At 70.2% G+C, this 20,680-nt stretch carries 15 protein-coding genes; 14 read left to right on the top strand and 1 reads right to left on the bottom strand.

All coding sequences use genetic code 11. The features are described 5' to 3' along the window. Positions 1–141 precede the first annotated feature (141 nt). The 14 genes from OG963_RS10270 to OG963_RS10205 all read left to right on the top strand — a co-directional run bounded on the left by OG963_RS10270 (position 142) and on the right by OG963_RS10205 (position 18,887). Positions 142–1,671 carry a sugar ABC transporter ATP-binding protein gene (locus OG963_RS10270; protein ID WP_093778968.1) on the top strand — a complete coding sequence of 510 codons (1,530 nt, stop codon included), beginning with the start codon at positions 142–144 and terminating at the stop codon, positions 1,669–1,671. Beyond that, positions 1,668–2,717, top strand: a complete 1,050-nt coding sequence (locus tag OG963_RS10265) for an ABC transporter permease (protein WP_030916189.1) — start codon at positions 1,668–1,670, stop codon at positions 2,715–2,717. The genes OG963_RS10270 and OG963_RS10265 overlap by 4 nt, the downstream gene beginning before the upstream one ends. Before the next feature lie 96 nt (positions 2,718–2,813). Continuing rightward, on the top strand, positions 2,814–3,851 hold the full coding sequence (locus tag OG963_RS10260) for a substrate-binding domain-containing protein (protein WP_030916184.1): 1,038 nt from the start codon (positions 2,814–2,816) through the stop codon (positions 3,849–3,851). A 68-nt stretch (positions 3,852–3,919) separates the two neighbouring features. Further along, complete coding sequence (locus tag OG963_RS10255) at positions 3,920–5,149, top strand: Gfo/Idh/MocA family protein (RefSeq protein WP_371798793.1); 1,230 nt, start codon at positions 3,920–3,922, stop codon at positions 5,147–5,149. Positions 5,150–5,161: 12 nt separating this feature from the next. Then, complete coding sequence (locus OG963_RS10250; RefSeq protein ID WP_030916180.1) at positions 5,162–6,166, top strand: sugar phosphate isomerase/epimerase; 1,005 nt, start codon at positions 5,162–5,164, stop codon at positions 6,164–6,166. A gap of 457 nt (positions 6,167–6,623) precedes the next feature. After that, complete coding sequence (locus tag OG963_RS10245; protein WP_093778972.1) at positions 6,624–10,346, top strand: ThuA domain-containing protein; 3,723 nt, start codon at positions 6,624–6,626, stop codon at positions 10,344–10,346. A gap of 141 nt (positions 10,347–10,487) precedes the next feature. Next, positions 10,488–11,606: an inositol-3-phosphate synthase gene (locus tag OG963_RS10240; RefSeq protein WP_362277968.1), complete on the top strand. Its 1,119-nt coding sequence runs from the start codon at positions 10,488–10,490 to the stop codon at positions 11,604–11,606. Beyond that, positions 11,603–12,679: an SCO3242 family prenyltransferase gene (locus tag OG963_RS10235; protein WP_093778976.1), complete on the top strand. Its 1,077-nt coding sequence runs from the start codon at positions 11,603–11,605 to the stop codon at positions 12,677–12,679. Before OG963_RS10240 ends, OG963_RS10235 begins: the two co-directional genes overlap by 4 nt. Next, positions 12,676–13,557, top strand: a complete 882-nt coding sequence (locus OG963_RS10230; RefSeq protein WP_362277963.1) for a sugar phosphate isomerase/epimerase family protein — start codon at positions 12,676–12,678, stop codon at positions 13,555–13,557. Before OG963_RS10235 ends, OG963_RS10230 begins: the two co-directional genes overlap by 4 nt. After that, positions 13,554–14,234, top strand: a complete 681-nt coding sequence (locus OG963_RS10225) for an EboA domain-containing protein (RefSeq protein ID WP_371798792.1) — start codon at positions 13,554–13,556, stop codon at positions 14,232–14,234. The genes OG963_RS10230 and OG963_RS10225 overlap by 4 nt, the downstream gene beginning before the upstream one ends. Continuing rightward, entirely contained in the window at positions 14,234–15,082 is an 849-nt protein-coding gene (locus tag OG963_RS10220; RefSeq protein ID WP_371798791.1) for a TatD family hydrolase, read from the top strand. Before OG963_RS10225 ends, OG963_RS10220 begins: the two co-directional genes overlap by 1 nt. Before the next feature lie 4 nt (positions 15,083–15,086). Then, positions 15,087–16,262 (top strand): metabolite traffic protein EboE, encoded by a 1,176-nt coding sequence (gene eboE, locus OG963_RS10215; RefSeq protein WP_030916164.1) that lies wholly within the window; start codon positions 15,087–15,089, stop codon positions 16,260–16,262. Next, entirely contained in the window at positions 16,259–17,668 is a 1,410-nt protein-coding gene (locus OG963_RS10210) for a nucleotide pyrophosphatase/phosphodiesterase family protein (protein ID WP_093778982.1), read from the top strand. The genes eboE and OG963_RS10210 overlap by 4 nt, the downstream gene beginning before the upstream one ends. A gap of 49 nt (positions 17,669–17,717) precedes the next feature. After that, positions 17,718–18,887, top strand: a complete 1,170-nt coding sequence (locus OG963_RS10205; RefSeq protein WP_093778984.1) for a sugar phosphate isomerase/epimerase — start codon at positions 17,718–17,720, stop codon at positions 18,885–18,887. Between the two features lie 294 nt (positions 18,888–19,181). Here the strand turns inward: OG963_RS10205 and OG963_RS10200 are convergent, their stop codons facing one another. After that, positions 19,182–20,570 (bottom strand): OFA family MFS transporter, encoded by a 1,389-nt coding sequence (locus OG963_RS10200; RefSeq protein ID WP_093778986.1) that lies wholly within the window; start codon positions 20,568–20,570, stop codon positions 19,182–19,184. Positions 20,571–20,680 lie beyond the last annotated feature (110 nt).

The raw sequence follows: 20,680 nt of genomic DNA, 5'->3' as shown, positions 1-20,680 counted from the left end.
GCCGGCAGTACGGCACCAGCGCTACATCGGCAACTGAGCACCACCCGCACCTGGTACAGCCCTGCCCACTCACCGGCCCTTCCTCAAGCTCTCGGCTTCGCCCGAGCAGGGGGAGACCCCGTTTCGCCGAGGGGATTTGTCATGGCACCAGAACCACCCCTGCTCACCATGTCCGGCATCACCAAGTCGTTCCCCGGTGTGCGCGCTCTCGACGGCGTGGACCTGGAGGTCCAGGCCGGTGAGGTCCACTGTCTGCTCGGGCAGAACGGCGCCGGCAAGTCCACCCTCATCAAGGTGCTCGCCGGAGCCCACCAGCCCGACGACGGCGAGATCGCCTGGCGCGGCGCGCCCGTCGCGCTGAAGTCGCCGATCGCCGCCATGCGCCTCGGCATCGCCACCATCTACCAGGAACTCGACCTGGTCGAGGGCCTCTCGGTGGCCGAGAACATCTTCCTCGGCCATGAACCCACCACCGCCCGTTTCATCGTCCGCACCCGCGAGGGTCGCACGGCGGCCGCCGCGCTTCTGAAGCGCCTCGGCCACTCCGAGATCGATCCCGCCCGCCCGGTCGGCGCGCTCTCCGCGGCCCAGCAGCAGATCGTGTCCATGGCACGGGCGCTCTCCCACGACGTGCGCCTCATCGTGATGGACGAGCCGTCCGCCGCCCTCGACCCCGACGAGGTCGACAACCTCTTCCGTATCGTCGCCTCACTGACCGCCGACGGCGTCGCCGTCGTCTACATCTCCCACCGGCTGGAGGAGATCCGGCGGATCGGCGACCGGGTGACCGTGCTGAAGGACGGACGGGCCGTCGCGGTCGGACTGCCCGCCAAGTCCACCCCGACGCGGGACATCGTTGCCATGATGACCGGCCGCAACGTCGAGTACGTCTTCCCGCAGCGCCCCGAGGCGTCCGCCGTGGACGCCGCCCCGCAGGATCCCGTACTCACCGTCGAAGGACTCGCCAGGGAAGGGGAGTTCGCGCCGCTCGACCTCGCACTGCGGCCCGGCGAGATCGTCGGCCTCGCCGGCCTGGTCGGCTCAGGGCGCTCCGAGATCCTGGAGACGATCTACGGAGCCCGCAAGGCGAGCGCGGGCCGGGTCCTGGTCGGTGGGCGGCCGCTGCGCCCCGGCAGCGTCCGCGCAGCCGTCGCCGCGGGCATCGGGCTCGCCCCGGAGGAACGCAAGGCGCAGGCCCTGCTGATGCTCGAATCCGTCACCCGCAATGTCTCCGTGTCCTCCATGTCCCGCTACTCCAGGGCAGGTTGGCTCGACCGGGGGGCCGAACGCCGGGCGGCCCGCACCGCCACCCGCGAACTGTCGCTGCGTCCGGACAACCCGGACACCCCCGTCCGTACTCTCTCCGGCGGCAACCAGCAGAAGGCCGTCCTGGCCCGCTGGCTGCTGCGCGGCTGCCGGGTGCTGCTGCTCGACGAACCGACCCGCGGTGTCGACGTCGGCGCCCGCGCCGAGCTCTACGCCGTGATCCGCCGGCTGGCCGACGAAGGCCTCGCCGTCCTGCTGGTCTCCAGCGAAGTGCCCGAAGTCCTGGGCCTCGCCGACCGGGTGCTGGTGCTCCGTGAGGGCCGCGTCGTGCATACGGCGGACGCCCGGGAGCTCGACGAGCACCGCGTACTCGACCTCGTGATGGAAGGGAGCCCGACGTCATGACACAGCCCGTCTCCTCGGCGCAGCACGGTGGGCCGGACAAGGCGGCCGCGCCCGCCCCTGCCTCGGTGCCGCCCTCGAAGGGCGGCGGACCGCGCGCTCTCCGGGTGCGTGCGGACGTCCGAAACCTGTCGCTTCTCGGCGTCCTCGCCGTACTGATCGCCGTCGGTGGGTTCACCGAACCTGACGCGTTCCTGGACACCGGGAACCTGCAGCTGATCCTGACCCAGTCGTCCGTCATCGGTGTCGTCACCGTCGGCATGACGTTCGTCATCACCAGCGGCGGCATCGATCTGTCGGTCGGTGCCATGGTCGCGCTCGCCTCGGTCTGGGCGACCACCCTCGCCACCCAGGAGTACGGCTTCGCAGGCATCCTCTTCACCGCCGTGCTCGTCGGACTCGGCGCCGGACTCGTCAACGGGCTGCTGATCGCCTACGGGAGGATGGTGCCGTTCATCGCGACGCTGGCCATGCTCGCCTCGGCCCGCGGTCTCGCCCTGCTGCTCACCGACGGCAAGACACAGATCGTCACCGTGCAGTCGGTCCTGGACCTGGGGCTGCCCGACTCGTACATCCTCGGCATTCCGCCCCTGGTCATGGTCTTCGCCGCGGCGACCGTCATCGGCTGGCTGGTGCTGAACCGCACGACGTTCGGGCGCCGCACGGTCGCGGTCGGCGGCAACGCTGAAGCGGCCCGGCTCGCCGGAATCGACGTCACCAGGCAGCGGCTCTATCTGTACCTCCTCTCCGGGCTGTGCTGCGGCATCGCCGCCTTCATGCTGATCATCCTGTCCGGCTCGGGACAGAACACCAACGGCAACCTGTACGAGCTCGACGCCATCGCCGCCGCGATCATCGGCGGGACCCTGCTCAGTGGCGGACGCGGCACGATCGTCGGATCCGTCCTCGGCGTCCTCGTCTTCACCACCATCACCAATATCTTCGCTCTCAACAATCTGCAGAGCGATGTCCAGCAGATCGCCAAGGGCGCGATCATCGTCGCCGCCGTCCTGGTCCAGGGTCGAACCTCGGCCCACGGGGAGACCTGAGTCCCCGGGCTCTCCCACCCCTGTCCCACCTCACCCGATCCCGCCCCACCCACAGTTCCGCTTGCCACCACGCACCGGATGAAGGGTTCCACAGCCATGCCAGAAACCAGCCGCAGAGGACTGCTCTTCGGCACCGCAGCCGTCTCCGCGGGCGCCCTCCTCACCGCCTGCACCAGCAACGAGCCCAAGAAGTCGCAGACCGCGCAGAGCAACCAGCCGGCTGCCGACGACAAGCCCGGCAAGCCCGTCACCATCGGCTTCGCCGGTCCGCAGGCCGACCACGGGTGGCTCAACGCCATCAACGAGAACGCCAAGTCGCAGGCGGAGAAGTACTCCGAGGTGACCCTGGAGATCACCGAGGGCTCCAACGACACCGCCGCCCAGATCGGCCAGGTCAAGACCCTCATCAACAAGAAGGTCGACGTCCTCGTCATCCTCCCGGCCGACGGCAAGGCACTCACCCAGGTCGGCCTGGAAGCGATGAAGGCGGGCATCCCCGTCATCAATCTGGACCGCATCTTCGCCTCACCGCAGGCCTACCGCTGCTGGGTCGGCGGCGACAACTACGGCATGGGCCTCAACGCCGGTACGTACATCGGCGAAAAGCTCAAGGACAAGCCGAACGCCAAGGTCGTCGAACTCGCGGGCATCGACAACCTGGAGCTCACCAAGCAGCGCAGCCAGGGCTTCGCCGACGCGCTCAAGAACTACCCCAACGTCAAGCTGGTCGCCCGGCAGGCCGCCGAGTTCACCGTCGAGTCCGGCCAGGCGAAGATGGCTCAACTCCTGCAGGCGCAGAAGAAGTTCGACGCTCTGTGGAACCACGACGACGACCAGGGTGTCGGCGCGCTGCGGGCCATCCAGCAGGCCGGCCGGGACGAGTTCCTGATGGTCGGTGGCGCGGGCGCCAAGTCCGCGATGGACGCCATCAAGGCCGACAACAGCGTCCTGAAGGCCACCGTCCTCTACCCGCCGACGATGGCCGCGTCCGCCATCGACCTGGCGCGCGCACTCGGCCAGGGCAAGGGCATCGGCGGCCTCTCCGAACTGGAGATCCCGACCAGCCTCACGCTCTACTCCGCCGTCGTCACCAAGGACAACATCGACCAGTACCTGCCGACGGGCTTCAGCTGATCCGCAGTCCAGGAGGGTGCTGACCCTCCTGCCGCCCCCACCGAACGACCGACGAGGAGGAAGCCCGGATGGCCCGTAGGGAAGAGACGGAGCAGGAAGCCGAAGCGCCGCCGTCGACAGAGCCGGCGGCGACGCTCGGGGTCGGCATGGTCGGATACGCGTTCATGGGTGCCGCCCACTCCCAGGGGTGGCGCACCGCAGGACACGTCTTCGATCTGCCGATGCGACCGGCTCTCGCCGCGATCTGCGGACGCGACCGTACGGCGGTCACCGCCGCCGCCGAACGGCACGGCTGGGCGGCGGCGGAGACCGACTGGCGCGCCCTGATCGCCCGGGACGACGTCCAACTCGTCGACATCTGCACCCCCGGCGACAGCCATGCGGAGATCGCCATCGCCGCCCTGGAGGCCGGCAAGCACGTGCTGTGCGAGAAGCCGCTCGCCAACACGGTCGCCGAGGCGGAGGCCATGACCGAGGCCGCGGAACGGGCCAGGGCCCGCGGTCAGGTGGCGATGGTCGGCTTCAACTACCGCAAGGTGCCGGCGATCGCGTTCGCACGGAAGCTGATCGCCGACGGCAGGCTCGGCGCCCTGCGGCACGTACGGGCCACCTACCTCCAGGACTGGCTGGTCGACCCTGATTCGCCCCTCACCTGGCGACTCGAGCGCGAACACGCCGGCTCCGGTGCGCTCGGCGACCTGGGGGCGCACATCATCGACCTCGCCCAGTATCTGGCGGGAGAGTTGCTGGTGGGGGTGTCGGCGGTGTCGGAGACGTTCGTGCGGGACCGCCCTCTGCTCGCCGGAGCGTCGGCGGGACTCTCGGGCGTCGCGAGCAGCGAGGCCCGCGGGGCGGTCACCGTCGACGACGCGGCCGTGTTCACCGGCAGGCTCGCCTCCGGGGCGCTGGCGTCGTTCGAGGCGACCCGGATGGCGGCGGGCCGCAAGAACGCGCTGCGGCTGGAGCTCAACGGGGAGAGCGGGTCGCTCGCCTTCGATCTGGAGCGGCTGAACGAACTGTCGTTCCACGATCACACCGAGCCCGCCGTCACGGCCGGGTTCCGCCGCATCCTCGTCACCGAGCCCGAACACCCGTACCTGGAGGCATGGTGGCCGCCCGGCCATGCCCTCGGCTACGAGCACACCTTCATCCACCAGGCCCGCGACCTCGTCCGGACGATCGCCGAGGGGACGGACCCGGTGCCGTCGTTCGCCGACGGGCTCCAGGTGCAGCGGGTGCTCGCGGCCGTGGAGGAGAGCGCCGAGAAGAACTCCGTCCACACCCCCGTACAGCTCTAGGAGGTTCCGCGCATGCCCCGTCCCTTCACTCTCTTCACCGGCCAGTGGGCCGACCTGCCGCTGGAGGAGGTCTGCCGGCTCGCCCGTGACTTCGGTTACGACGGGCTCGAACTCGCCTGCTGGGGCGATCACTTCGAGGTCGACAAGGCCCTCGAAGACCCCGGCTACCTGACCGGGCGGCACCAGCTGCTCGACAAGTACGGGCTGAAGTGCTGGGCGATCTCCAACCACCTCGTCGGCCAGGCCGTCTGCGACAACCCGATCGACGAAAGGCACCAGGGCATTCTGCCCGGCAGGATCTGGGGCGACGGCGAGCCCGAGGGGGTACGGCAGCGGGCCGCCGAGGAGATCAAGAACACCGCGCGTGCCGCCGCAGCCTTCGGAGTCGACACCGTCATAGGCTTCACCGGCTCGTCGATCTGGCACCTGGTGGCGATGTTCCCACCGGTGCCGCCGCGGATGATCGAGCGGGGGTACGAGGACTTCGCCGAACGGTGGAACCCGATCCTCGACGTGTTCGACGCCGAGGGCGTGCGGTTCGCCCACGAGGTGCACCCCAGCGAGATCGCGTACGACTACTGGACCACGCACCGCGCCCTGGAGGCCGTAGACCACCGGGCCGCGTTCGGGCTGAACTTCGACCCGAGCCACTTCGTCTGGCAGGACCTCGATCCGGTCGGGTTCCTCTACGACTTCCGGGACCGGATCTACCACGTGGACTGCAAGGAGGCGCGCAAACGCCTCGACGGACGCAACGGCCGGCTCGGCTCGCACCTCCCATGGGGCGATCCACGCCGCGGCTGGGACTTCGTCTCCGGCGGGCACGGTGATGTGCCGTGGGAGGACGTGTTCCGGATGCTCCGGTCGATCGGCTACGAAGGGCCGATCTCGGTGGAGTGGGAGGATGCCGGAATGGACCGGCTGGCGGGTGCGCCGGAAGCGCTTGCCACGATGAAGCGGTACGACTTCGACCCGCCGGCGGCGTCGTTCGACGCGGCGTTCGGGGGCGGCGACTGACGGCTCCCGGGGGCTCCGCCCCCGCATCTCCGCTCCTCGATCGCCGGAGGGCTGGATTCCCGGACTCGGTTCCGGTGGCCCGCCGAGGCGGCAGAACCCAAGCCTGCCCGGCGTTCGAGGGCACCTTGTTCAGCCCGTCCGGCGATTGAGGACCGCAGGGTCCGGGGGCGCAGCCCCCGGTTCGGGCAGGGGAGAGGCCCGACGGCAGCAAGTCCGCCGTCGGGGCGGTCCCGGCTGCCCTCATCCCTCTTTGTCCTCCAGCAGGAAAAAGTTCAACTCAACTGCTGTGCAAGGGCTTTCCGCCTCGGACGAACAGGTCTACCGTCCCTGTGGTGTACACGAAATGACTCGCGTCGCTGGAGCCCCATTTGGGCTCCAGGTGACCTGCGCGGCAGTCCCCGCGCGGAACGGCTCGGCTCCACCCGCCCGTACAACCGGCACTCTCCGGAGGACACTCGTGCACAGAAGCAGAACCAGAATCCGGCCCCGACTCCGCAAGTCCCTCGCCCTGCTCACCGGCGGCCTGCTCACCGCGGCCACCCTCGCCCTGGGCGCCCCCGGCGCCTCCGCGTCGGGCCCGGTATCGCCGGCGGCCACCGACGCCGCGGCGGCCGCGGGCGAGGACTTCCAGCAGGTCACCCTCGCCAAGGGGGCCGCCGAGACCGGCGAGCCCATGTCGCTGGCCGTGCTCCCGGACCGCAGCGTCCTGCACACCTCGCGCAGCGGCGAGCTGCGGATCACCGACAGCGCCGGCGACACCAAGATCTCCGGCGTGATCCCGGTCTACTCGCACGATGAGGAAGGCCTCCAGGGCGTCGGCATCGACCCGGACTTCGACAAGAACCGGGCGATCTACCTCTATTACGCGCCGCCGCTGGACACCCCGTCCGGCGACGCCCCGGAGACCGGCACCGCCGCGGACTTCGCCAAGTTCGACGGCGTCAACCGGCTCTCCCGCTTCGTCCTCAAGGAGGACGGCACCCTCGACCTGAGCAGCGAGAAGAAGGTCCTCGACGTCAAGACGTCGCGCGGCATCTGCTGCCACGTCGGCGGCGACATCGACTTCGACGCACAGGGCAACCTGTACCTGTCGACCGGGGACGACTCCAACCCCTTCGCCTCCGACGGCTACACGCCGATCGACGAACGCCCCGACCGCAACCCGGCGTTCGACGCCCGGCGTACCTCGGGCAACACCAACGACCTGCGCGGCAAGATCCTCCGCATCAAGGTCGCGGACGACGGCTCGTACACCGTCCCCGAGGGCAACCTCTTCGCCCCGGGCACGGACAAGACCCGGCCCGAGATCTACGCGATGGGCTTCCGCAACCCGTTCCGCTTCAGCGTCGACAAGGCCACCGGAATCGCATACGTCGGTGACTACGGCCCCGACGCGGGCGCTGCCGACCCGAAGCGCGGACCCGGCGGACAGGTCGAGTTCGCCCGGGTGACGAAGGCGGGCAACTTCGGCTGGCCGTTCTGCACCGGGAAGAACGACCCCTTCGTCGACTACGACTTCGCGACGAAGACGTCCGGTGCGGCCTTCGACTGCGCCGCCCCGAAGAACACCTCGCCGCACAACACCGGTCTGGTCGACCTGCCCCCGGCGCAGGCCGCCTGGATCCCGTACGACGGCGGTTCCGTGCCCGAGTTCGGTACCGGCTCCGAGTCGCCGATGGGCGGCCCCGTCTACCACTACGACGCCGACCTCGACTCGCCCGTGAAGTTCCCCGAGGCGTACGACGGGGACTTCTTCGCCGGTGAGTTCGGCCGGCAGTGGATCAAGCGCATCGAGCAGGACGGTGACGGCAACGTCCAGTCCATCAACGACATCCCGTGGTCCGGGACCCAGGTGATGGACATGGCCTTCGGCCCGGACGGCGCGCTGTACGTCCTGGACTACGGCGTCTCCTGGTTCGGCGGCGACGAGCACTCCGCGCTCTACCGCATCGAGAACGCCACCGGTGGCCACTCGCCGGTCGCCGAAGCCTCCTCCAACAAGACGTCCGGCACCGCACCGCTGAAGGTGCAGTTCTCCTCCGCGGGCACCACGGACTCCGACAACGACGCGCTCACCTACGCCTGGGACTTCGGCGACGGCGGTACGTCGACCGCCGCGAACCCCACGTACACGTACAAGAAGAACGGCACCTACACCGCGACCGTCACCGCCAAGGACCCCACCGGCCGCACCGGCTCGGCGAGCGTCCATGTGACCGTCGGCAACACCGCACCCAAGGTGACCCTGGAACTCCCCGGTGACGGCCAGTTGTTCAGCTTCGGCGACGACATCCCGTTCAAGGTGACCGTCACCGACCCCGAGGACGGCACGATCGACTGCTCCAAGGTCCAGGTCAGCTTCGTACTCGGCCATGACAGCCACGGTCACCCGATCACCACGGAGCACGGCTGCACCGGCACCATCAAGACCGAGATGGACGGCGGTCACGACCCGAACGCCAACATCTTCGGAGTCATCGACGCCTCGTACACCGACGGTGGAGGCGGCGGCCAGGCCGCCCTCAGCGGCCACGACCAGTCGCAGCTCCAGCCCCGCCACCGGCAGGCCGAGCACTTCACCGATTCGTCCGGCATCCAGACGTACGACAAGGCGAACGCGGAGGGCGGCAAGACGGTCGGCGACATCAACAACGACGACTGGATCGCCTTCAAGCCGTACATCCTCGGAGACTCCACCAAGCTCACCGCCCGGATATCGTCCGGCGGCGCGGGCGGCTTCCTCGAAGTACGGTCCGGCTCCGCGACCGGCAAGATCCTCGGCTCCGCACCGGTTCCGGTGACCGGCGGCTGGGAGAACTTCCAGGACATCGACGTACCGCTGCGCGGCGTCCCGAAGCAGGCCACGGAACTCTTCCTGGTCTTCAAGGGCGGCGAGGGCGCGCTGTACGACATCGACGACTTCGAGCTCTCCAACAGCGCCCCCGACCGGACCGCCAAGCGGGTCCTGGTCTTCTCGAAGACGGCCGGCTTCCGCCACGACGCCATTCCCGAGGGCGTCGCCGCACTGAAGGAACTCGGCGCGAGCAGCAACATCACCGTCGACTCCACCGAGGAGGCGGGCCAGTTCACCACCAGCAACCTGGCCCGCTACGACGCCGTCGTGTTCCTCTCCACGACCGGTGACGTGCTCAACGCCGACCAGCAGAAGGCGTTCGAGAACTACATCGCCACCGGTGGCGGCTACATGGGCGTGCACGCCGCCGCGGACACCGAGTACGACTGGGCGTTCTACGGCGGACTCGTCGGCGCGTACTTCGCCGGGCACCCCGCGATCCAGCCCGTCACCGTCCGCGTCGAGGACCACAAGAACCCGGCGACCGCCCACCTCGACGACGCCTGGAACCGCACCGACGAGCTGTACAACTACCGCACCAACCCGCGCGACAAGGTGAAGGTCCTCGCCACGCTCGACGAGACGACCTACTCCGGCGGCACCATGAAGGGCGATCACCCGATCACCTGGTGCCAGTCCTACGGGGGCGGCCGCTCCTTCTACACCGGCCTCGGCCACACCAAGGAGTCGTACGCCGAACCGGCCTTCCGCCAGCTGCTCCTCGGCGGCGTCCGCTACGCGGCCGGACAGGTCAAGGCCGACTGCAAGCCGGACACCGGCTACCGGTCGATCTTCAACGGCAAGACGCTCGAGGGGTGGAAGCAGGCCGGCCCCGGAAAGTTCGACGTCGTCGACGGTGAACTCCGCTCCCAGGGCGGCATGGGTCTCCTCACCTACCAGGCCAAGGAGCTCGGGTCGTACTCGCTGAAGCTCGACTGGAAGCTGGCGGGCGACGACAACTCCGGTGTCTTCGTCGGCTTCCCGGAGTCCGACGACCCCTGGTCCGCGGTGAACAACGGCTACGAGGTCCAGATCGACGCCACCGACGCCCCCGACCGCACCACGGGCTCCGTCTACACCTTCAAGGCGGCGAACATCAAGGCTCGCGACCAGGTGCTGCGGCCGCCCGGCCAGTGGAACAGCTACGAGATCAAGGTTCAGGGTGAACGGCTCCAGGTCTTCCTGAACGGGGTCAAGATCAACGACTTCACCAACACCGATCCCGTACGCAGTCTGAAGGACGGCTACATCGGCCTCCAGAACCACGGAGCCGACGACCAGGTGTCCTTCCGCAACATTCAGTTGAAGGAGCTGCCCGCCGCGTAGGGCGACAGCCGCAGTCCGACGGCGGGCGGGGCAAAGGCCCTACCCCGCCCGCCGTCACCACCTCTTCCCGCCCGCCCCGATCTGATCAGCGCCGCTCACTTCGCACTGCCCAGCCAGGACCCCCAGCCAGGGAGGCAGCCCGTGTCAGCACATGCCGTTCGTACCGGAGTCTGGTTCATCGGAGCACGCGGCTCCGTCGCCACCACCGCCACGGCGGGCTGCGCAGCCGTCACGGCGGGTCTCCACCCGGCGGCGGGCATGGTCACCGAGACCGCGCCCTTCGCCGACAGCGGGCTGCCGGCGCTGAACTCCCTGGTCTTCGGCGGACACGACACCGTCGACTGTCCGCTGCCCAAACGGGCCGAGGCACTGGCCGCCGGGGGAGTGCTGCCGCACGGTCTGCCCTCGGCGGTGCGGTCCGAACTCGCCACCGCCGACACGGAGATACGCCCGGGCGGGCCGCTTCCCGGCGACACCCGTACGGACGAGGAACTCATCGCGGCGTTCACCGCCGACCTCACCGACTTCGGCCGCCGCAACGGACTCGCCCGCACCGTCGTGGTCAACGTGGCGTCGACGGAGCCGGTCCCGGAACCCGGACAGCACCGGCTGCCCGCCAGCTCGCTCTACGCCGCCGCGGCCCTCCGGGCCGGCTGCCCCTACATCAACTTCACCCCTTCCACCGGGCTGCGCGCCCCCGCCCTCCAGGACGCCGTCGCGGCCTGCGGACTTCCTCACGCAGGCCGCGACGGCAAGACGGGCCAGACGCTGCTCCGCTCCGTACTCGCCCCGATGTTCGTGCAACGCGCCCTGCCCGTACGGGCCTGGTCCGGCACGAATCTGCTGGGCGGCGGGGACGGGGCGGCGCTGGCGGACCCGGGCGCCGCCGCGGCCAAGAACGCGGGCAAGGAACGCGTCCTCGCCGACACACTGGGCGTCACGCCCGAGGGCGAGGTCCACATCGACGACGTACCGGCGCTCGGCGACTGGAAGACGGCCTGGGACCACATCGCGTTCGACGGCTTCCTCGGGGCGCGGATGGTCCTCCAGACGACCTGGCAGGGCTGCGACTCGGCGCTGGCCGCCCCGTTGGTACTGGACCTGGCGCGACTGCTGGCCCGCGCCCAAGAAGTGGGTCTGACGGGTCCGCGGCCCGAGCTCGGCTTCTACTTCAAGGACCCGGACGGCGGCCCCGCCGCACTCTCCGAGCAGTACCTGCAGCTCCTGACCTTCGCCGAACGACTGCGGGGGCAGAAGTGAGAGCGGCAGTACGGGCCTGGGCCGAACTGCTCAGAGTCTCGGCGCTGTTCACCGTCCCAGGGGACGCGCTCGCGGGGGCGGCGGCCCTCGGCCGTCGGCCCGGCCGAGGCACCGCGCTGGCGGTCGGCGCCTCCCTGTGCCTGTACGAGGCGGGGATGGCCCTCAACGACTGGGCCGACCGTGACGAGGACGCCATCGACCGCCCGCACCGCCCGATCCCCTCGGGCCGGATCACCCCCGGCGCGGCGCTCGCGGCAGCCGGTGCCCTGACGGCCGCCGGCCTGACCATGGCCGCCCGCGCGGGCCGCCCCGCCCTGACGGTGGCCACCGGCCTGGCGGCAACGGTCTGGGCCTACGACCTCCGCCTGAAACACACGCAGGCGGGTCCGGCGGCGATGGCGGCGGCACGTGCACTGGACCTGCTGCTGGGCGCGACGGCGACGGCGGGGACGGGCGCGGCGTCCGTGGGCGTCGAGCGCCCGGCGGGCGCGAACGGCACGTCGCGCGCCGCCCGCAGCGCCCGCATCCTGAGCGGCGCCCGCACGCCGGGCCCCGCCCAGCCCACGCGCCCCGCTCGCACCGCCCACACCGACGTCCGTGCCGCCCTACCCGCCGCGGCCCTGCTCGGGGCGCACACATACGCGGTCACCGCAGTCTCCCGCCACGAGGCGCAGGGCGGTTCCACCGCCGCACCCCTCGGCGCACTCGCGGCGATCGTCGCGCTCGGCGCCGCCGCGGTGCGCGAGCAGCGCGGGTCCCGGGACCTGCCCCCGGTGCCGGGGAAGGGCGGGCCCGGTGACCGCCACCGGACCCGACCCGGAGCACCCGCCCCCCGTGTCCTCCTCACCGCACTCACCGCCACCTACCTCCGTACCGCAGCCGAACCCCTCCTCCACGCCACCCTCAACCCGTCCCCACCCCTCACCCAGCGCGCCGTCGGCAGCGGCATCCGGGCGATGATCCCGCTCCAGGCCGTGCTCGCCGCCCGCGCCGGAGCGGCAGGCACCGGGCTCGCCGTCATGGGGCTCGTCCCTCTTGCCCGCACACTCGCCCGGAAGGTGAGCCTCACATGACGATCCGTTTCGGCTACGGCACCAACGGGCTCACCGACCTCCGCCTGGACGACGCCCTGGGACTCCTCGCGGACCTCGGCTACGACGGCGTCGGCCTCACCCTCGACCACATGCACCTCGACCCGTTGGCCCCGGATCTCGCCGCCCGCACCCGGCACGTGGCGGACAGGCTCGGCCGGCTGGGGCTCGGCGTGACCGTCGAGACGGGGGCCCGTTACGTCCTCGACCCGCGCCGCAAGCACGGCCCGTCCCTCCTCGACCCGGACCCGGAGGCACGCGCCGCCCGCACCCGGCTGCTGCTGCGGGCCGTCGACGTCGCCGCCGACCTCGGCGCCCACGCCGTGCACTGCTTCAGCGGCATCACCCCACCCGAGACCCCGCCGGACACGGCCTGGCAGCGGCTGACCGAAGCCCTCGCACCTGTGCTCGACGCCGCCGCCCGTACCGGCGTCCCGCTCGCCATCGAGCCCGAGCCCGGCCATCTGCTGGCCACTCTCTCGGACTTCCACCATCTGCGCGTCCTCAGCGGCGACCCCGAACCGCTCGGGCTCACCCTCGACATCGGGCACTGCCAGTGCCTCGAACCGGCCGCCCCCGTCGACTGTGTGCGGGCCGCCGCCCCCTGGCTGCGGCACGTCCAGATCGAGGACATGCGCCGGGGCGTCCACGAGCACCTCCCGTTCGGCGACGGCGAGATCGACTTCCCGCCGGTGCTCGACGCGCTCGCCGCCCTCGGTGACACCGGATACCGCGGCCTGACCGTCGTCGAACTGCCCCGCCACTCCCACGCTGGCCCCGAACTGGCCAGGAGCTCCATCGAGTTCCTGCGCGACCGCGTCCCGGCGAAGTCCTCGAAGGGAGCAACACCGTGCCGATGACCCGCAAGCAACTCGACGTACAGCTCGGCGGCGCCGCACGCGCCTGGCTCGACGAGGCCCTCGCGGAGGCCGCGCACACCGCCTTCCACGAGGACACCGCGGACACCGCGCCTGTCAACCGCTACGCCGTCCCTCCCTGGGAGCTGCGGTTCGCCGCCGCCGGCCGGCACTGCGGACTCGAGTACGCCGACTCCGTACGCGCCCTGCTGCTCCTCGAAGCCCGCGCCGGCCTGCCCGCCGTGACCAGGCTCTACGACCAGGGCACGGCCGCCGAACGACGCGCCGTCCTCCTCACCCTGCACCGGCTGGACCTCGGTCCCACCGCCCTTCCGCTCGTCGAGGACGCCCTGCGCACCAACGACACCCGGCTGGTCGCCGCGGCCGTCGGCCCGTACGCCGCCGTCCATCTCGACGCGCACCAATGGCGGCACGCCATCCTCAAATGCCTCTTCACCGGCGTCTCCGTCGATGCCGTCGACGCACTGGCCCGGCGCGCCCGCGGCGACGCGGAACTCGCCCGCATGCTCGGCGACTTCGCCGCCGAACGCACCGCGGCCGGCCGCGCCGTCCCCTCCGACCTGAGCCGCGTCCTCGCCCTGACGGCCCCCGCACCCTTCCCCGAGCACTCGAACATCCCCGAGCAGGGGCGACCCAATCCCCCCACGGAGGAGTCCTGATGCGCATCTTCGACCCCCACATCCACATGACGTCCCGCACCACGGACGACTATCAGGCGATGTACGACGCAGGCGTCCGCGCCCTCGTCGAACCCTCCTTCTGGCTCGGCCAGCCCCGCACCTCACCCGCCAGCTTCTTCGACTACTTCGACGCCCTGCTCGGATGGGAGCCCTTCCGAGCGGCCCAGTACGGCATCGCCCACCACTGCACGCTCGCGCTGAACCCCAAAGAGGCGAACGACCCCCGCTGCACCCCCGTCCTGGACGCCCTGCCCCGCTACCTGGTCAAGGACTCCGTCGTGGCCGTCGGAGAGATCGGCTACGACTCCATGACCCCGGCCGAGGACACCGCCCTCGCCGCCCAGCTCCAGCTCGCCGCCGACCACGGCCTGCCCGCCCTCGTCCACACCCCGCACCGCGACAAGCTCGCCGGCCTGCACCGCACCATCGACGTCGTCCGCGAGTCCCACCTCTCCCCGGAGCGGGTCCTGCTCGATCACCTCAACGAGACGACCGTCAAGGACGCCGTCGACAGCGGCTGCTGGGCCGGCTTCTCCATCTACCCCGACACCAAGATGGTCGAGGACCGCATGATCGCGATCCTCAAGACCCACGGCACGGAGAAGATCCTGGTCAACTCGGCCGCCGACTGGGGCAGGAGCGACCCCCTCAAGACCCGCAAGGTCGGCGACGCCATGCTCGCCGCCGGGTTCAGCGACGACGACGTCGATCAGGTGCTCTGGCGCAATCCCGTCGCCTTCTACGGACAGAGCGGCCGCCTCCAGCTCGACCTCACCACCCCCGATCAGCTGCACGAGGGGAACTCCATACTCCGCGGCGGGGAGTGACCCCATGCGCTTCCGCCACCCCGACGGATCCACCGTCCATCTCGCGTACTGCACCAACGTCCATCCCGCCGAGTCCCTGGACGGGGTCCGCGCCCAGCTGCGCGACCACTGCGAACCGGTCCGCAAACGCCTCGGCCGTGACCGCCTCGGCATCGGCCTCTGGCTCGCCAAGGACGCCGCGCGCACCCTGATCAACGACCCGGCCCAGCTGCGCTCACTGCGCGCCGAACTCGACCGCCGCGGCCTCGAAGTCGTGACCCTGAACGGTTTCCCCTACGAAGGCTTCGGCGCCGAAGAGGTCAAGTACCGGGTGTACAAGCCGGACTGGACGGACCCCGAACGGCTCGCCCACACCACCGATCTTGCCCGGCTCCTGGCCACACTGCTGCCCGACGACGTCACCGAAGGCACCATCTCCACCCTCCCGATCGCCTGGCGCACCCCGTACACCGGCGACCCGCAAGCCGCCCGTACGGCGCACGCCGCCCTCACCACCCTCGCCGAACGTCTCGACGTCCTGGCCGAGCTGACCGGCAAGTCCATCCGGATCGGCCTCGAACCCGAACCGGGCTGCACGGTCGAGACCACCGCCGACGCGATCGCACCGCTCACCGCCGTCGGACACCACCGCATCGGCATCTGCATCGACACCTGCCACCTCGCCACCTCCTTCGAGGACCCGGGCACCGCCCTCGACGCGCTCACCACAGCCGGCATCCCGGTGGCCAAGACCCAGCTCTCCGCCGCACTCCACGCCGAGCACCCGCACCTGCCCGAGGTGCGTACCGCGCTCGCCGCTTTCGCCGAACCCCGCTTCCTCCACCAGACCCGCACCCGGACCACGCACGGGCTGCGCGGCACCGACGACCTCGACGAGGCGGTCACCGGCCAGGCGCTGCCCGACGGCACCCCGTGGCGTGCCCACTTCCACGTACCGCTGCACGCACCTCCCGCCCCACCGCTCACCTCGACGCTCCCGGTGCTCAGGGCCGCGCTGAGCCGCCTGGTCGGCGGGGCCCGGCCGCTGACCCGTCACCTGGAGGTGGAGACGTACACCTGGCAGGCGCTCCCTGCCGAACTGCGCCCCCGCACCCGCCCCCAGCTCGCCGACGGCATCGCCGCCGAACTCACCCTCGCCCGCGACCTCCTGGTCGACCTCGGCCTCAAGGAGCTCCCATGACCGCAGCCGAAACGGGTTCGTCCCTGGGCTCCGGCCCCACCCCGCTGCTCGTCCTCGACGTCGTCGGCCTCACTCCCCGGCTCCTCGACCACATGCCGCACCTCAAGTCCCTGGGACAGTCGGGCACCCATGCCCCCCTCGGCACCGTGCTGCCCGCCGTCACCTGCGCCGCCCAGTCGACCTTCCTCACCGGCACCACCCCCGCCGAACACGGCATCGTCGCCAACGGCTGGTACTTCCGCGAGCTCGGCGACGTCCTGCTCTGGCGCCAGCACAACGGACTCGTCGCCGGCGACAAGCTCTGGGACGCCGCCCGCCGCGTCCACCCCGGCTACACCGTCGCCAACATCTGCTGGTGGTACGCCATGGGCGCCGACACCGACATCACCGTCACCCCGCGCCCCGTCTACTACGCCGACGGCCGCAAGGAACCCGACTGCTACACGCGGCCGCCCGCCCTCCACGACGAACTCACCGAGAAGCTCGGCACCTTCCCCCTCTTCCACTTCTGGGGCCCCGGCGCCGACCTCGTCTCCTCGCAGTGGATCATCGACGCCACCCGGCACATCCTCGACACCCGCCACCCCGATCTGGCCCTGTGCTACCTCCCGCACCTCGACTACGACCTGCAGCGATACGGCCCCGACGACCCTCGTGCCTTCAAGGCCGCCGCCGACCTCGACCGGGCCGTGGCCCCGCTCCTCGAGGACGCCCGCCGTGAGGGCCGCACCGTCGTCGCACTCTCCGAGTACGGCATCACCCGTGTCGACCGCCCGGTCGACATCAACCGGGCGCTGCGCCGAGCCGGCCTGCTGGAGGTCCACACCCAGGACGGCATGGAGTACCTGGATCCGATGGCCTCCCGGGCCTTCGCCGTCGCCGACCACCAGCTCGCCCACGTCTACGTACGCCGCCCCGAGGACCTCGACGCGACACGCGAAGCCCTGGCGGGGCTGCCCGGCATCGAGCAACTCCTCGACGACGAGGGCAAGAAGGCTCACGGCCTCGACCACCCCCGCTCCGGCGAACTCGTCGCCGTCGCCGACCCGGACGCCTGGTTCACGTACTACTACTGGCTCGACGACGCGCGCGCCCCCGACTTCGCGCAGCTCGTCGAGATCCACCGCAAACCCGGCTACGACCCGGTCGAACTCTTCCTGGACCCCCAGGACCCGTACGTACGCGTCAAGGCGGCGACCGCCGTGGCCCGCAAGAAGCTCGGCATGCGCTACCGCATGGCGGTCGTGCCCCTCGACCCGTCACCCATCCGAGGCAGCCACGGCCGCCTCCCCATGAGCGACGACGAAGGTCCGCTCATCCTCTGTTCCACCCCCCACGCGTTCACCGGACCCGTCCGGGCCACCGAAGTGAAGTCCCTGCTCCTCGCGCTTGCCGGCCTCGTATGAGATCGGTCCGTGCACAGCGTTGCGAGCATCTTCGAGAAAGAGAGAGACCGTGACCGTGTACAACGACGAATCCGGAACGGACGGCGCCCTGCGCCGCAGCCTCGGCGTCAGCCGCCGGCGCTTTCTCAGCACCTGCACCGCCGCTGCGGCAACGGCGATCGCCGCGCCCGTCATCGGCGCGTCGCCGGCCTTCGCCCAGTCCGCTTCCCACAAGGGGCACGATCACGACCACGGCCACGGCCACGGCCAGGCTCTGGTTCCGGCGGAGAAGCGTGGAATCATCCTGTACACCGTGCGCGACGCCACGGGCCGGGATCCGCTCAGCACCAACCTTCCCTCGGGCTTCCGCGAGGTCTTCAAGGAGCTGGCCCGCTACGGCTACAAGCAGGTCGAGTTCGCCGGGTACGGCCAGCACGCCAACGCACCCGGCGGAAGCAACCTCGAGACGGTGGAGGGCGCGAAGCTGCTGCGCTCGTGGCTGGACGACTACGGTCTGCGCGCCCAGGGCAACCACGGCTTCATCCCGTCGTCCTGGCCGCTGAACCAGAGCGACCTGGACCAGTTCAAGCGGACCCTGGAGATAGCGAACATCCTCGGCATGGACCACATGGGCACCGGTGGCGACCCCACCGGAAGCGCCTACCGAGCCGACTGGGACGTGGCCGCCGACAAGTGGAACGCCCTGGGGCAGATCGCTCGTCGTGCGGGCATCAAGCTGTACACCCACAACCACGACGCGGCCTACGGCTTCCTGCTCGACGGTGGTCCGCTGGACGCACAGGGCCGGCCCACCCGCAGCTCGGGCATCCGCAAGCTCGAGTACTTCCTCAAGGTCACCGACCCGAAGACCGTATGGCTGGAGATGGACATCTTCTGGGCGCACGTCGCCCAGTACAAGTTCCACACCTACACCGCCCACGACGGATCGCAGCGGGAGAACATCTTCGACCCCGCGGCACTGGTCCGCCGCAACAACAAGCGCTACCCGCTGTTCCACGCCAAGGACGGCGTCGTCAACACGACCAGCGGACAGGGCTACGACATGGTCCCCTTCGGTACCGGGGTCATCGACTACCGGACGTTCTTCAGCCGGGTCGGGGAGAAGAACTACCGCAACCCGATGGTCGAGCAGGACAACGCCCCGAGCTCCACCGACCTCGCGCAGTCCCTGACGCATGCGCGGATCGGATACGACAACCTGGCGGCGCTGCGCAAGTAGTACCGGCGGCGGCACGGCAGGGGTGGTCCGGGCCTCACCGGCGTATTCCTGACGACCGGGGAACAGCGCGAACGCCCGCCCGATGACTTCAGGGACCGTACGCTCCATGGCAGCCACCAGGAGCGTACGGTCCCTGACCGGCCTTCGGAACCGCGCGGCCGGCCGAGGACCTGCCGGTCGGTCTCGCCGCCGATGTGGTGGACGGACGCGGCCACGTGCGTCCTGATCGCGCGGAAGCCCGCGCCCGCCGTGGGGGCCGGCGCGGGCTCCGTCACGCGAGGTTCCGCCGTCACATCAGGAGATCTCCCGGCTGATGGGATACGGATTGGGTTCGATGCGCCTGGGGCTCGGCCGGCCGGGTGCCCGTAGGAACACCGCCAGGACCGCGGAGGCGAGTCCGATGCTGCCTGCCAGGGCGAAGGCACCGCCGTAGCCCCAGGCGCCGACCACGACCGCGCCGACACCGGAGCCGACCAGGCCGGAGATCAGCTTGGAGCTGTAGACCATTCCGTAGTTGGAGGCGTTGTTGTTCTCACCGAAGTAGTCCGCGGTCATCGCCGCGAACAGCGGGAAGATGGCGCCGCCACCGAACCCGGAGACCATCGAGCAGAACAGGAAGAACGGCATCGAGCCGATGTCGCCGGAGAAGAACACCCCGAACTGTGCGGAACCCAGGACCAGACAGACGATGATCAGCGTGTTGCGGCGTCCGTACCGGTCGGAGATCCAGCCGATGACTCCCCGGCCGGTACCGTTCACGATCGCCTTGAGCGACATGGCCGTGGCCACGATGCCGCCGGCGAACCCCATCTCCTTGCCGAACGGCACCTGCATGGCGATACCGAAGATGTTGATGCCCGCCGTGCACAGCAGGCAGAACCACATCATCCACAGCACCGGGGTCCGGGCCGCCTCGCGCGGGGTGTACTGCTTGACCGCCGGCGGGTTCTTGGCCAGCGAACGCACGATCCTCGGGTCGTCCGAGACCTTCAGCGGGTCGACGTGGTGGGGCCACCAGTTCTTCGGCGGGTCCTTGAAGAACCAGCCCGCGACCGCGACGACCGCACAGCAGACGACCCCGACCGAGACCAGTACACCCTGGTAGTTGGACAGATCCATGTACGAGGTGAAGAGGAACACGAACGGCACCGAGCCATAGGCGAAACCGCCGTTGACCATGCCGGTCTTGCCGCCCTTGCGCTCCGGGTACCACTTGCCGACCATGTTCACACAGGTCGCGTAGACGAGTCCGGCGCCGATACCGCTGAACATGCCGAAGCCGAAGTAGGCGACGATGACATGAGGCGCGTACGCCAGCGAGAGATAGCCGAGCAGGGTGCCCAGCGCTCCGAGCATCATCGCTCTCTTGGCCGGCAGCCTCCCGCTCTCACGGAGCTGCCCGGCCGGGAAGGCGACGGCCGCCTGGAAGAAGATCCAGACCCCCATCAGCCAGAAGATGTGGCCGCTGGCCCACAAGTGCGCGTCATGCAGCGTCTCCTCGGCGGACGTGAACGCGTACTCCGACGAGCTGATACCCATCATGCCGAGCCACGGGAACAGCACCATGGTCCAGCGCGGTCTCCGCATGATGTCCCGGTCGGTCTCACCGAGCCGGTACACACGGCCGTTGCGATCCGTCACCTCCCTGAAGGGGACGGATGTGGAGATGTCAGTCGTTGTCATGATCGATCGAACCCCTTGCGTGGAAGAAGTCTGGCCAGCGCCCCCTGCCCTTTCCCACTTCGCGTCGCCCGGGGTCTGCGGCCGAGCGGTTCGCCGCAGACCCCGTGGTT

The sequence above is a fragment of the Streptomyces sp. NBC_01707 genome, assembly GCF_041438805.1.
In the GTDB taxonomy this organism is placed as follows: Bacteria; Actinomycetota; Actinomycetes; order Streptomycetales; family Streptomycetaceae; genus Streptomyces.
The sequence above is the reverse complement of the archived record's forward strand: the minus strand, read 5'-3'. Positions and strand labels throughout refer to the sequence as shown.

Excerpts from the sequence above, each read along its gene's own strand:
- OG963_RS10270 (WP_093778968.1), top strand. The coding sequence starts at position 142 with ATGGCACCAGAACCACCCCTGCTCACCATGTCCGGCATCACCAAGTCG.
- OG963_RS10265 (WP_030916189.1), top strand. The coding sequence starts at position 1,668 with ATGACACAGCCCGTCTCCTCGGCGCAGCACGGTGGGCCGGACAAGGCG.
- OG963_RS10260 (WP_030916184.1), top strand. The coding sequence starts at position 2,814 with ATGCCAGAAACCAGCCGCAGAGGACTGCTCTTCGGCACCGCAGCCGTC.
- OG963_RS10255 (WP_371798793.1), top strand. The coding sequence starts at position 3,920 with ATGGCCCGTAGGGAAGAGACGGAGCAGGAAGCCGAAGCGCCGCCGTCG.
- OG963_RS10250 (WP_030916180.1), top strand. The coding sequence starts at position 5,162 with ATGCCCCGTCCCTTCACTCTCTTCACCGGCCAGTGGGCCGACCTGCCG.
- OG963_RS10230 (WP_362277963.1), top strand. The coding sequence starts at position 12,676 with ATGACGATCCGTTTCGGCTACGGCACCAACGGGCTCACCGACCTCCGC.
- OG963_RS10225 (WP_371798792.1), top strand. The coding sequence starts at position 13,554 with ATGACCCGCAAGCAACTCGACGTACAGCTCGGCGGCGCCGCACGCGCC.
- OG963_RS10220 (WP_371798791.1), top strand. The coding sequence starts at position 14,234 with ATGCGCATCTTCGACCCCCACATCCACATGACGTCCCGCACCACGGAC.
- eboE (WP_030916164.1), top strand. The coding sequence starts at position 15,087 with ATGCGCTTCCGCCACCCCGACGGATCCACCGTCCATCTCGCGTACTGC.
- OG963_RS10210 (WP_093778982.1), top strand. The coding sequence starts at position 16,259 with ATGACCGCAGCCGAAACGGGTTCGTCCCTGGGCTCCGGCCCCACCCCG.
- OG963_RS10200 (WP_093778986.1), bottom strand. The coding sequence starts at position 20,570 with ATGACAACGACTGACATCTCCACATCCGTCCCCTTCAGGGAGGTGACG.